Annotated in this window: 12 protein-coding genes; 9 read left to right on the top strand and 3 right to left on the bottom strand. The window is 59.6% G+C overall.

Translation table 11 applies throughout. From position 1 onward, the window contains the following. The first annotated feature begins 15 nt into the window (after positions 1 to 15). Entirely contained in the window at positions 16 to 2,334 is a 2,319-nt protein-coding gene (locus tag HF921_RS02300; RefSeq protein ID WP_064219872.1) for a nitric oxide reductase activation protein NorD, read from the top strand. A gap of 28 nt (positions 2,335 to 2,362) precedes the next feature. Here the strand turns inward: HF921_RS02300 and HF921_RS02295 are convergent, their stop codons facing one another. Then, a complete protein-coding gene (locus tag HF921_RS02295; RefSeq protein ID WP_064219871.1) occupies positions 2,363 to 2,725 on the bottom strand; it encodes a hypothetical protein in 363 nt (120 codons plus the stop codon). 220 nt (positions 2,726 to 2,945) lie between these two features. Between HF921_RS02295 and HF921_RS02290 the strand changes: the two genes are divergently transcribed. The 8 genes from HF921_RS02290 (at position 2,946) to HF921_RS02255 (ending at position 10,637) form a co-directional block, all read left to right on the top strand. Further along, a complete protein-coding gene (locus HF921_RS02290) occupies positions 2,946 to 3,809 on the top strand; it encodes a YicC/YloC family endoribonuclease (protein ID WP_215859889.1) in 864 nt (287 codons plus the stop codon). Between the two features lie 6 nt (positions 3,810 to 3,815). After that, the gene (gene gmk, locus HF921_RS02285) at positions 3,816 to 4,454 is read left to right on the top strand and encodes a guanylate kinase (protein WP_215861926.1); all 639 of its coding nucleotides are present in this window, start codon (positions 3,816 to 3,818) and stop codon (positions 4,452 to 4,454) included. A 24-nt stretch (positions 4,455 to 4,478) separates the two neighbouring features. Beyond that, positions 4,479 to 4,754 carry a DNA-directed RNA polymerase subunit omega gene (gene rpoZ, locus HF921_RS13400; RefSeq protein WP_215861927.1) on the top strand — a complete coding sequence of 92 codons (276 nt, stop codon included), beginning with the start codon at positions 4,479 to 4,481 and terminating at the stop codon, positions 4,752 to 4,754. 16 nt (positions 4,755 to 4,770) lie between these two features. Further along, positions 4,771 to 7,020 carry a RelA/SpoT family protein gene (locus HF921_RS02275; protein WP_226834287.1) on the top strand — a complete coding sequence of 750 codons (2,250 nt, stop codon included), beginning with the start codon at positions 4,771 to 4,773 and terminating at the stop codon, positions 7,018 to 7,020. Positions 7,021 to 7,034: 14 nt separating this feature from the next. Beyond that, positions 7,035 to 7,424, top strand: coding sequence for a Rid family detoxifying hydrolase (locus tag HF921_RS02270; RefSeq protein WP_215893231.1), 390 nt, complete (start codon positions 7,035 to 7,037; stop codon positions 7,422 to 7,424). Position 7,425: 1 nt separating this feature from the next. Then, positions 7,426 to 7,644: a DUF1858 domain-containing protein gene (locus HF921_RS02265; protein WP_064219974.1), complete on the top strand. Its 219-nt coding sequence runs from the start codon at positions 7,426 to 7,428 to the stop codon at positions 7,642 to 7,644. Position 7,645: 1 nt separating this feature from the next. Further along, positions 7,646 to 9,700: an ATP-dependent DNA helicase RecG gene (recG, locus tag HF921_RS02260; protein WP_064219973.1), complete on the top strand. Its 2,055-nt coding sequence runs from the start codon at positions 7,646 to 7,648 to the stop codon at positions 9,698 to 9,700. 88 nt (positions 9,701 to 9,788) lie between these two features. Beyond that, positions 9,789 to 10,637, top strand: a complete 849-nt coding sequence (locus HF921_RS02255) for a L,D-transpeptidase family protein (protein ID WP_196762965.1) — start codon at positions 9,789 to 9,791, stop codon at positions 10,635 to 10,637. A gap of 14 nt (positions 10,638 to 10,651) precedes the next feature. Here HF921_RS02255 and hemG read toward each other — a convergent pair whose 3' ends face one another. Beyond that, the gene (gene hemG, locus HF921_RS02250; RefSeq protein ID WP_215892451.1) at positions 10,652 to 11,992 is read right to left on the bottom strand and encodes a protoporphyrinogen oxidase; all 1,341 of its coding nucleotides are present in this window, start codon (positions 11,990 to 11,992) and stop codon (positions 10,652 to 10,654) included. Positions 11,993 to 11,996: 4 nt separating this feature from the next. Beyond that, positions 11,997 to 12,652, bottom strand: a 656-nt coding sequence (locus tag HF921_RS02245) for an AI-2E family transporter (protein ID WP_215893230.1), incomplete at its 5' end; no start/stop codon positions are given.

Below are 12,652 nucleotides of genomic sequence, written 5' to 3'. Positions count from 1 at the left end.
GATCACGGAGGACGCATGAAACGTCTCGAAGATTATGCAGAACTGCTGGAGGTTTTCGGCGAGGAAAGCCAAGCCGTTCTGCAGAGTAATTGGCAGGAGGCCGCCCGGATTTTCAGTCCGGCCGGCCTGGATCAATACCTGGATGGCGCCATGGGTATGCGCTCGCTGGGCAAGGGCGATGGCTTGGTGAGCTGTTATCTGGATGCCGTCCCCCACGTCGCCCGCGAAGTGGGGGAAGATGCCGTCTGGGAACTGGTGGGCGCCGTTATGAAGATGGCGTCCAAAACCAGCGGTGCGGTGCTGGAGGCGGTGGTATCCACCAGTCCGACAGCCGCCAACCGTCTGGCCGATCTGGAGCTTTTCAAAAGTTATCTCGGCATGCTGGACCGCCTGCTTGCACAAGTGCCGAGAGCCGTGCGGCCGATGCTGGAAAATATCGACCAGCTTTTCGGTTATTTGACGCTGGGTGGTTTGCGCCGCTGGGCATTGTGGGGCGCGCACGCCCATCGCACCGATTTTGTGGCGCAAATTGCGTATTTCTCCCTGAAAAGTCCGGAAGCCTTGGCTATGCTCCAGCAGGAGCGCAAAGGCACGCTATTTGTGGATATCCAGCGCCGCCTGCGTATGTATCTGCGCGCGTTGTGGGGACGGGATTTTTTTCTGCGTCCTACCAGTGGTGACTTTGAGGAACGCGAAGGGTACCGGCCCTTCATCGAGGGGGTTTTTATCCACATTCCAGACGCTTACGACGACTGGGAAGGCATCGATGGGATGACTCGTTATCGCGCCGTGGCGGCCCATGCCGCGGCGCATATGGTTTATATGTCAAAGGCCATCTCGGCCGAGGCGCTCAATCCGGAACAGATGGCGGTCATTGGTCTGTTTGAAGATGCCCGGGTGGAAGCGCTGGCCATGCGCGCTTTCCCCGGAATCCGGGCCATCTGGTTGCCTTTCCATACGGCGGTGGCGGGGCCGGTCGCCAGTATGGGAGAGCTGTTTTCCCGGCTGGCGCGGGCCATTATCGATCCTGTCTACGAAGATGATAACGCCTGGGTGCGGGAAGGTCGGCAGGCCTTTATGGAGGCCGAGGCGCGTTGGGACGATCCACAGCTCTCCTGGGATTTGGGGGTGCGACTGGCGGACAAGCTGCGTAAAGAGAAGGTGACTTACCACGCCCGAACCGATATTCCCGATGTCCTTTACCGCGATGACAACCGCTATATCTGGGAGTTTGAAGAAATCGACTGGGAGCACGAGGTGACCCTCTTGCCGGGCGCGCAAGTCCGAAAGTATGTCAGCGTCATGGAGATGATCAACGAAATTGATACGGAACTTGCTGGCGATGATGCGCAGGAAGTCTGGGTGCTGCAATCGGAGCTCTTTCCCTATGAGGATATGGGGGTAAGCTACAACCAGATGGAGGGTAAGGAACCGCTTTCCGATCCTTTTCATTACGCGGAGTGGGATTATCAAATACAGGCCAGTCGTCCCCACTGGGCGACGGTGTTGGAACGGCGCCCCCGCATGGGCGATCTAAACGTCGTGCGTGAAGTGCTGGAAAAGTATAAGCCCGTTTCCAGCCGCCTCAAGTATCTGATCGAAGCCTTGCAGCCCCAGGGCGTGCAGCGTTTGCGCAAGCAGGAAGACGGTGACGAGATCGATATGGAAGCGGCGCTGCGCGCCCTCGTCGATATCCGCATGGGCTTGGCCCCGGATACCCGCATTCACATGCGCACACTGCGCAAGGTGCGCGATTTGGGCGTGCTGGTGCTGATGGATTTATCGGAGTCTACCAACGATAAGGTCTATGGTTCGGAGGATACGATCCTTCAGCTCACCCGTGATGCGACCGCTTTACTCGCCGATGCCATGAACCGTATTGGCGATCCTTTCGCTATTCACGGATTTCATTCCGACGGACGGCATGATGTGGCATATTACCGCTTTAAGGACTTTGATGAGGCATATGGCGACGAGGCCATGGGGCGCATTGCGGGCATGACGGGTAAGTTCTCGACCCGTATGGGAGCGGCGTTGCGGCATGCCGGGCACTATCTCCGTCAGCAGCGGCAGAGTAAAAAGCTGCTGCTGGTCATCACCGACGGTGAACCGGCGGACATCGATGTGCGCGATCCGCAATATCTGCGCTACGACGCCAAGCGTGCGGTGGAGGAGTTGCAGCGGGACGGGGTGATTACCTATTGCCTCAGTCTGGATCCTCACGCCGACGAATATGTGTCGCGGATTTTCGGGGCGCGCAACTATCAGGTAATTGACCATGTCGAGCGTCTGCCGGAACGTTTGCCCATGCTTTACGCCGGCCTGACCCAATAGCTTTTTGCTCAGGATGGAGCTGTAGATTTCAGGGCCTGCTCTCTTCGGGCTTCCGGGTGCGCGCCAGCATTGAGGCAGCGGCTCGCACCATAGTCTTATTGCTGCGATGTTGGCTCGCCTCCACCGGGCAAGCGGGCCTGCGATGATGGCGCGCATACAGCAGTTCCCAATCACGGCGGGCTTCGGCAGGCTTGGCGCGTGCCAAGGCCAGCATGCCAAATCCATCGTCATCCCAGCCACAATCGCTCAGCACGGCTTCGGGCCAGCGCTGCATATAGGCATCGCGCATAACTTTTTTGCCCAATTCGGCCAGATCCTCCGTAATGCCCAGCGCCCGTGCCCGTGTCTTCCATGCATCCCATTCGAACAGCATTTCTTCCGTGGCAACCATTTGACACCCTCCCGCAGTTGTCATGATGATCGGCGTCCCTGTTTTTTATGGGTACAGTTTTTTAGGTGTAGTTCGGGATCATGATGGTGTCAAGGATGTTTCTCGATATTCTGCGCTTTGCAGGCTTATGCCGGGGGTCGCCGGACTGACGGTCATATGCTAGTTTATATAGGCAATGTCTGTAGTTCTGTGAACTGGATTGTGCCGAGGGGTCAAGAAAATGATACGCAGTATGACCGGGTTTTCCCGCTGTGAATGTCATGAGGCCTGGGGCACGCTTGCCTGGGAGCTGCGCTCCGTAAATCATCGTTTTCTTGATATTGGTCTGCGTCTGCCCGAGGGCTTGAGCGCCCTCGAAACAGCGGTGCGGGCACGCTTGCAAAAAACGCTGGTGCGTGGCCGGGTGGATGCCTGGTTGCGTTTCCAGCCTGTGGCGGGCGGATCGTTGCGCCTTAATACGGCACTGGCGACGGAACTGCACGGGCTCCATGCGGAACTGACTGACATTTGGGAACTAGGTGAGACCGCGTTTAATCCATGGGATGCGCTGCGCTGGCCGGGTCTGGTGCAGGCATCTGGCACAGATACGGAGATGCTGGAGGCAGAAGTGTTGGTTCTGCTGGATCGGGCGTTGACCGAGTTGCAGGAAGCCCGCGAGCGGGAGGGCGCGGCCTTGGCACAGCTGTTGCTGAACCGTGTGGATGCGCTTGCCGAACAGACCGCAGCTTTGCGCAAGCATTTGCCTGAGCTGGAAAAGGCGCTGCGCGAACGTTTGCAGGCGCGTCTGCGGGAACTGGCGCAGCAGGTGGACGCGGGGCGTTGGGAGCAGGAGTTGCTCTTTTATCTGCAACGTCAGGACGTAGCGGAAGAGCTGGACCGGCTGGATACCCATCTGACCGAATTGCGGCGCATCTTGCAGCGGCGTGAGGCAGTGGGCAGGCGTCTGGATTTCCTCATGCAGGAACTCAATCGGGAGGCCAATACCCTCGCTTCCAAGGCCGGAGACAGCCAGGTGACTTTTGCCTCGGTAGAGCTGAAAGTGCTTATCGAACAGATGCGGGAACAGGTACAGAATGTGGAGTGAAAGCCAATGACGGGTGGAGCAGAACGCGGTATCCTATGGATTATTTCCGCACCCAGCGGGGCGGGAAAGACCAGTCTGGCGCGGGCGCTGGTAGCAGCGACTCCGCAATTGCGGACTTCCGTCTCTTACACCACCCGGTCCCCGCGGCCAGGTGAGGTAGAGGGAACGGACTATCACTTCGTTCCCACGGAAGCCTTCACGGCCATGGCGGAACGCGGTGAGTTTCTGGAGTTCGCCAAGGTGCATGGCAATGGTTATGGCACCAGTGAACCTTGGGTGAAGAGCCAGTTGTTCGCTGGGACGGACTGTCTGCTGGAGATCGACTGGCAAGGTGCGCGGCAGGTGCGGGAAAGATTGCCGGGGCAGGCGGTCAGTATTTTTATCCTGCCGCCTTCTGTCGCCGCCTTGGCGGAGCGTTTGCGCGACCGTGGCCAGGATTCAGAGGCGGTCATTGCGCGCAGGTTGGCGGCGGCACGTGAAGAGTTGTTGCATTACGACGAGTTTGATTACCTGGTGGTGAACGACCACTTCCAAGATGCGTTGGCCGACTTGCAGAGCATTGTCCATGCCGAGCATTTGCGGCGGGGTTATCAGCAGTATGCACAGCATCAACGATTAAAGAATCTTCTCGGTATGAGTGGTTAATTTTACTAAAAAGGTGAATAGACGATGGCACGAGTAACAGTAGAGGATTGTCTGGATCATGTGGATAATCGTTTCGAGTTAACGTTGGTAGCCGCCCGCCGCGCGCGGCAATTGGCTTCCGGCGCGATTCCGGCGGTGGAAGCAGGGCGTGACAAGAATACGGTCGTTGCCTTGCGCGAAGTGGCTGCCGGCAAGGTGAGCCGGGCGATTCTGGACGAGCAGATGCCGCCACCGTTACCCAACTTCCCCGGTGCAGTGAACCGCGAAGCGGCTGGAGCTGAGGATGCCGCTGGCGAGTGAAAACGAGCTAGGCGCAATGGTGCCGAGACTGCCTCTGGCGACAGCGGTGGGCGAGGTGCTGCGTCTGCCGCCGGTTTCTCCGGCTCTGGAAGATCCTTGCGCGCCGCTGCGCGCGTTGCTCCAGCAATACATGACGCCGGAAGAGGTGACGCGCGCGCGCGAAGCCTACGAGTTGGCGGCCACCGCACACGGCGCACAGACCCGGCGTAGTGGTGAGCCCTATATTCATCACCCGGTAGCGGTCGCCTGCATTCTTGCCGAGTTGCAGCTGGATATTTTCACCATCCAAGCCGCCTTGCTCCATGACGTGATTGAAGATTGCAACGTCAGCAAGGAAAGCATCGTCGAGCGCTTCGGGCCAGAAGTGGCAGAGATGGTGGATGGCGTCAGCAAGCTCGGGCAGGTGCGTTTCGAAACCCGTGAAGAGGCGCAGGCGGAAAACTTCCGCAAGATGTTTCTGGCCATGTCCCGGGATATTCGGGTGGTGCTGATCAAACTGGCCGATCGTCTGCATAATATGCGCACCATGGGCGTGATGACGCCGGAGAAGCGGCGGCGTATTTCCCGGGAAACCCTCGATATCTACGCACCCATTGCGCAGCGCCTGGGTATTCACGCCATTCGCATTGAGCTGGAGGAGCTGGCCTTCTCCCATCTCTACCCCAAGCGTTGGCATACCCTTAATGAGGCTGTAAAGGCAGCGCGTGGTAACCGCAAGGAAGCGGTGCAAAAAATTGAACACGCCCTGGAGGACCGCCTCCGGCAGGAAGGGTTGGCGGCACAGGTCAGCGGTCGTGAGAAACATGTCTACAGTATTTATAGCAAGATGCAGAAGAAGGGCATGCCCTTCAGTGCCATCCACGATCTCCATGCCTTCCGGGTTATTGTCGCCGATGTGGATGCCTGCTATCGCGTTTTGGGCATTGTTCATAGTCTGTATCGGCCGATCCCCGGGCGTTTCAAAGACTATATCGCCATTCCTAAATCCAACGGATATCAGTCCCTGCACACCGTGCTGCTAGGCCCCTTCGGGCATCCGGTAGAGGTCCAGATCCGCACCGAGGATATGCACCGGGTTGCCGAGGCGGGGGTGGCGGCGCACTGGCTGTACAAGACGGGCTCGAATAATGCGCATGCCGAAACGCAGGCGCGTGCTTGGTTGCAGCGTTTGCTGGAACTACAGATACAGGGAGGAGATTCTCAGGAGTTTTTGGAGAGCGTCAAGCTCGACCTGTTTCCTGATGAGGTCTATGTGTTTACTCCCAAGGGCAAGATTCTCAGCTTGCCCCGCGGCGCGACGGCGGTGGATTTTGCCTACGCCGTGCATACCGATATTGGTGATCGGGCGGTGGCCGCCAAGGTCAATGATATGTACGTGCCTTTGCGCAGCCCTCTGAATAATGGGGATAAAGTGGAGATTATTACCGCCGCCTCGGCGCATCCGCAGCCCGGCTGGCTGGATGTGGTGGTGACCGCTAAAGCGCGCGGCAGCGTGCGTGCCTATCTGAAGACCATTCAGCGCGATGATGCAGAAGTGTTGGGCCGCAATTTGCTGGAAAAGGCGCTGCACAGTCTGGGCGCCAACCTGCAACAGGTTGAAGCGGTTGATTTCCGGCGGGTACTGACGACGTTTAATGTCCAGAATGAGGGAGAACTGCTCGCCGCCATCGGCATGGGTGAGGTTTTCCCGCTGGTCGTGGCACACAAGCTCTTGCCTGGGGAGGAAGATCGTGGGCGTCTGGCGCAGACCGCGCGCCGTCTGGGGCATGCGGTCAGTCAACTACTGCCAAGCCGCCTTAATCGCGAGGAAGCCACGAAAAAGCCCCTGTTGATTCGGGGGACAGAGGGCATGCCGGTGACCTTGGCCCGTTGCTGCCGACCTATTCCCGGCGATCCTATTTTGGGTTTCATCAGTGTCGGCAAAGGCGTGGTGGTGCATACCCACGATTGCCACAATATCCGCGAGTGGCGTAAGCGCCGTGACCGTTGGGTGGATGTGCAGTGGGACCCGGAAGCCCCCCAAGGCGAGTTTTTGGTAACGATCCGGGTGGTGGCGGAGAGTGCGCGTGGCGTACTGGCCCGTATCGCCACCCTGATTTCCGATGAAGATTCCAATATTGATCATGTGGACATCGAGCCCCAGGATGGACTCTACACGGGCATCACCTTTACCATACAGGCGCACCATCGTGATCATCTGGCCAAAATCATGCGGAGTTTGCGTAGCCTGCCGATGGTATCCCGGGTACAGCGGGTCAAAGGCTAACAAGGAGTGCGTCTATGCCAGTTCCAGTTCACAGTAATTCAGCACCCCAGGCCATCGGGGCTTACAGTCAGGGTATGGTGCATAATGGCCTGCTCTACCTTTCGGGTCAGATCCCCTTGGACCCCAGCACCGGGCAGATGGTAGAGGGCGACGTCGCCCTGCAGATCCGGCGGGTGCTGGATAACCTGCAGGCGGTCTGCGCGGCGGCGGGTGGGCGGCTGCAGGATGCCGTTAAGTTGCAGGTCTACTTGACGGATCTCGGCCATTTTGCGGAGGTGAATCAGGCCATGGAGGCGGAGTTTGCGCCTCCTTATCCGGCGCGAGCCGTGGTGCAGGTGGCGGCACTACCGCGCGGCGCGCAAGTAGAAATCGATGGTATCGTCGCCTTGAGTGAGGCGAGCTGATATGGCGCGCGCGGAACTGCTTACCCAGCCCATGCATGTGCTGTTGCAGGCACATCCGGTGTTGGTCGCGCTGCTGGAAGAGCGCGGCATTCACTGCGGGGAATGCTTTGTCGCTGATCGAGAGACCTTGGCGGGGGTGGCCATCATGCATCATATCGATCCGGATGAACTCCTCGCGGAATGGGCACGTCGCGAGGAGGCTCTGTCGCGCACCGACTAGCATGGCGGTAGCGAAGACGGGGCTATATCTGCAGAGCTCCGTCTCGGCGTTGCGCGGGGTCGGCCCAGCGCTGGTCCAGCGCCTGCAGCGCATGGACCTGTGGCGGGTGCAGGATATTCTGTTTCATTTGCCCACTCGTTATCAGGATCGCCGCCTCATATGCCCTATAGCGGCTTTGCAGCCCGGTCAGGAGTGCGCCGTACTGGGTGAAATTGTCAGTATCAATCACCAGCGTGGGCGACGCGAACAATGGCTGGTGACCTTGAGTGATGGCAGCGGGTGTCTGCAAATACGGCTTTTTCACATGGTGGCGGCCTTGCGTGGGCAATGGCAGGTCGGGCGGCGGCTCTGGTGTTTCGGCGATTTGCGGGGTGGCTTTCACGGCCTCGAAATGGTGCATCCGGAATGGCAGATGGCCGATGTCCCGCAATTTCAGGCTCCACGTCATCTCACCCCTTTTTATCCCAGTAGTGAAGGCATTACCCAGGCGCAATGGCGGCGCTGGGTAGCGCAAGCCCTGACTTTGCTTGACCAGCTTCCGGACTACCTTGAAGATCGTTTGCCTCCGCACTGGCCCAGTCTGCGCGAAGGTTTGCGTCTGCTCCATGAAAGTGCGGACGAGATTCCCTCCCCGCAGCATCCCGCCAGTCAGCGGCTGGCGTTGGAGGAGTTGCTGGCAAATCATTTGGCGGTACGCCGAATGCGGCAGCCGGGGGCGATGCAGAATGCCCCTTGTCTGCACAGCGACGGGCAGTTGTGGCAGCGTTTCCTGGCGCAACTGCCATTCGTACTGACGGGAGCGCAGGAGCGGGTGATTGCGGAGATTAATGTCGACTTGGCGCGCCATCGACCCATGCGCCGCTTGTTGCAAGGGGATGTGGGCTCCGGTAAGACCCTGGTCGCGGCGGCGGCAGCGCTGACCGCCCTAGAGGCCGGGTATCAGGTAGTGTTGATGGCGCCGACTGAGATTCTCGCAGAACAGTTGTATACGCGTTTCCAGCAGTGGTTAAAGCCCTTGGACTGGGAGGCGGGCTATTTGGTGGGTAGCCGCCCGCCGCGCGCCCGCCGCGAGACCCTGGAAGCCCTGGCCAGTGGCAGGCTTGGGCTGGTGACCGGAACGCAGGCCCTGTTTCAGGAGGAGGTGGAGTTCTCTCGTCTTGGGCTGGTCATTATTGACGAGCAGCACCGCTTTGGCGTGGAGCAGCGCCGTCAGTTACTGGAGAAGGGCGCCATGCCCCACCTGCTGGTGATGACCGCCACGCCGATTCCGCGGACCCTGGCGATGACGGTGCATGCAGATCTGGAGGTGTCGGTCATTGATGCGCTGCCGCCGGGGCGTACCCCCGTGGAAACTCTGGTGATGCCTGACAGCCGGCGGCCCCAATTGATCGGGCGGATGCAACACATGCTGGAGGAGGGGCGGCAAATCTATTGGGTTTGTCCACTGATTGAGGAATCGGAAATCCTCGAATTACAGGCGGCGGAGGCAAGTTTTGCAGATTTGCAAAGCACCCTGCCCGGTGTGACCATCGGGCTGATCCACGGACGGATGCGTGCCGCAGAAAAGGCGGAGGTGATGGCGGCCTTTCAGTCAGGTGCTGTACGCATTCTGGTGGCGACGACGGTGATAGAGGTGGGGGTGGATGTCCCCAACGCCAGTCTCATGGTCGTCGAGCATGCGGAGCGTCTGGGCTTGGCGCAACTGCACCAGCTCCGCGGGCGAGTGGGGCGGGGAGCGCAACAGAGCAGTTGCATCCTGCTGTATCATCCACCCCTGAGCAGCAAGGCACGGGAGCGTTTACGAGTAATGCGCGAAACCCATGACGGTTTTGTCATTGCGCGCAAGGACCTCGAACTGCGCGGACCGGGCGAGTATCTCGGCACGCGGCAGACGGGCATTCTGCAGATGCGTGTCGCCGACATCCTGCGTGACGAGGCCCTGCTGACCCTCGTGCCAGTCTTGGCGGAGCAGTTGCTGCGGGAAGATCCCGATGCGGCGCAGGCTATCGTGCAACGCTGGTTGGGGAACCGGCTGGATTACGGGCAGGTGGGTTAGCGGGAATCTGTCAGAAGATCATGGACCTCGCGCTCAGACTTCCGGTATATTATGAACTCGTGTGAATGGGGATATTTGGGAGAGTAGGGTGATACGCACATGCAAGGGATGGGGGCTGTTGGGGGTTATACCGGGTGCTCTGGGATTGGCGGGTTGCGCGACGACACATCTGTCCTCTGTGCCAGTACACTCGGTGGCCTACTATGCCGCACAGATTCCCCCACCGGTTGTTCAGCCGGTGGCGCCGGTAGTCTCTCCGGTAATCTCCGAGCCCATCGCTCAATCGGTGCATATCGTCATTTCAACCAGCACACACTCCCTGATGGTCTACAAAGGCGCTACCGTGCTGGCGACCTACCCGGTCGCCATCGGTTTTAATGGCGCTGCCCCCAAACGGATGCGAGGTGATGATATTACGCCGATAGGGCGTTATCACATTGGTTGGGTTAGTCGGGACACACGCTATGGCCCGTTCATGGGTTTAACCTACCCTAACCGGAAAAATGCGGCGTGGGGGTTGCGTGAAGGCATTATCACCAGGACGCAATATCGCGCTATTGTCGCTGCCGTCGATGCCGGGCACACACCGCCGCAAAATACCCCCCTCGGTGGCGAAATAGGCATTCACGGCATGGGCCCGCACTTTGCGGATGGCCCTCAGGGCAAGGTGTTCCCTGGGCGCTGGACGGCTGGCTGCGTGGCCTTGTCCAACTGGGATGCACGGCAAATCGCCGCGATGGTGCAGGTGGGGACGCCCGTGGAGATTGTGGGGGATGTGCGTGGATTTCGCCGCAATTTAGAATCAGTCAGTGCCGATGCCCGGTATAAGTCTGCGACCGTGCTCAATACCAAGGCGACGCCTGGGGCTGTTGCGAAGCCCCAGGATACCGCGATGGATACTCTGGTTGCGGCGCTCGCCCCAACCACAACACACTGATTTTCAGTGTGCTTTCAGCGCTGCCAGTCGGCGTCCTGACTGAATCGGTAAGCTTCTTCCATGCAGTCGCCCAGCGCGACGCCCTCCCGCCAGTTGGCCCGGAAGTATAATCCAGGGTGCCGGGCGCTTAGGGCGTCAATCCGCTTTAGCCGATCCAGGTGCCCGATTTCATATTGCGGAATGGCTTTTGGCCAAGTCTGGCAGCGGCTGAAAACGGGCTTGCCGCTGATACCCAGCAGTGGGCCGATCTCGTGTGATGCAGTCGCCAGCAGGTCATCATCAGTACGTCCGGAAAGGTCATTTTGACTGCCGCCGATAAAGGCGGTCAGTAATACCTGATCTGCAGGCGCGCGCCCGGGAAAGAGGGTGGAGGAGAAGAGCACCCCCAGTGTTTCCAGACCCATGACCCGCGGGATCAGCATGCCGAAACCATCCAACGGATGTTGTACCTGTGCGCGCTGAAAGCCAATGGACAGGCTGCCTACTGCGGGATAAGGGATGGCGTCCAGTTCGTGGGCAAGTGCGGCGTCCGTTGGCGCGAGCAGCCTGGCCGCGGCGCCCGCAGGCAGGGCGAGAATGAGCCGTTTGCTTTGCCAGGTCTGGTTGCTGCTGCTGACCTGCCACATGCCATTGCTATTACCCAATTGATCGACTGAAGTGTCGCAATGCAGCGCATCGCCGAGTGTGCTGGCGACCCTTAGCGGGAGGGTCTGCAGGCCTTCGCGAAAAGAAATAAGACGAGTTTTTGGAGTGCCGGGCGACTTCCTGTTCCGGGCGCGCAATGCGCCGCGGAGGAGTGAGCCACCGTCCTGCTCCAGCGCCACCAGGCGGGGAAGGGTAGCTTGTACCGAAAGGCGTGCGGGATTGCCGGCAAAGACACCGGAGACGAAGGGGTCGACCAGCCAGGTGAGTGCTTCATCCCCGAGCCGCCGCCGCACAAAGTCCGCAACGCTTTCCTTAGCGTCCTGCACCCGACGCGGTGACCGGAAAGGCTCGCCAAGGAGACGCAGGCGGCCGCGCGCACTCAGCAGACCGCCGCCGAAAAGCACGCCCGGTCCCAGTGCGACGGGTTGTCGATGGCGATTAAGGATATAGCGGCGTTTGGCGAGCGGGTTGGCTTCGACGATGTCTTCTTCCAGGTGTAGTTCGCGGAGCCATTCCGGGACAATCTGGCCTTTGAGCAGGAGCGAGTTGGGTCCCATATCCCGCAGATAGCCTTCTTCCCGTCGACTCTGCAGGTTGCCGCCTGGCGTGGCAGCTGCTTCCAGCAGCAAGGGCGACCAACCCCGTTTACGGAGGAAATAGGCGGTGGCCAGGCCGGAAATACCCGCGCCGATAATGATGACTTCTTCCACGGGATTATGACCCCTTACCCAGGTAATAAGGGCTCTGCAGGTACCAGCCATGGGCGTGGCGCAGCAGAGCGATGAGGACGGCGGTGACCGGTAGCGCGAGCAGCAGACCGACGAAACCGAAGAGTTCGCCGCCCGCAAGCACGGCGAAAATAACCGCGACCGGGTGTAGACCGATGCGATCCCCCACCAGATAGGGGGTGAATACCATGCTCTCCAGTATCTGACCGATGCCAAAGACAATCAGTACCCAGAGAATGGGCAAAAAAGCACCGGTCTGCACGTACATGGCGAGGCTGGCCATGGCTATGCCGCTCACGACGCCAAGATAGGGCACAAAACTGAGCAGTCCCGCCACCAGACCGACGAGGATGGCGGTTTGCAGGCCGACAATACTGAGGCCAATCGCGTAACTGGTGCCGAGGGCCAACATCACCAGGAGTTGTCCACGCAAAAAAGCCATGAGCATGGCGTCCGCATCGCCGGCCAGGCGTTGGGAAAGCGGCAGATAGTGCGGCGGGATGAATGCGGCAATACGGGCAATGAGGCGTGGCCAGTCGCGCAGCAGATAAAAACCCAGAACCGGCACTAAAATGACGCTGAGTACACTGCTGATCAGGCCGGAGCCGGAGCTCAGCGCTACCTGGAGGCTGCGCCCCAGCC

This window comes from Acidithiobacillus ferriphilus, from assembly GCF_018854775.1.
GTDB lineage: Bacteria > Pseudomonadota > Gammaproteobacteria > Acidithiobacillales > Acidithiobacillaceae > Acidithiobacillus > Acidithiobacillus ferriphilus.
The sequence above is the reverse complement of the archived record's forward strand: the minus strand, read 5'-3'. Positions and strand labels throughout refer to the sequence as shown.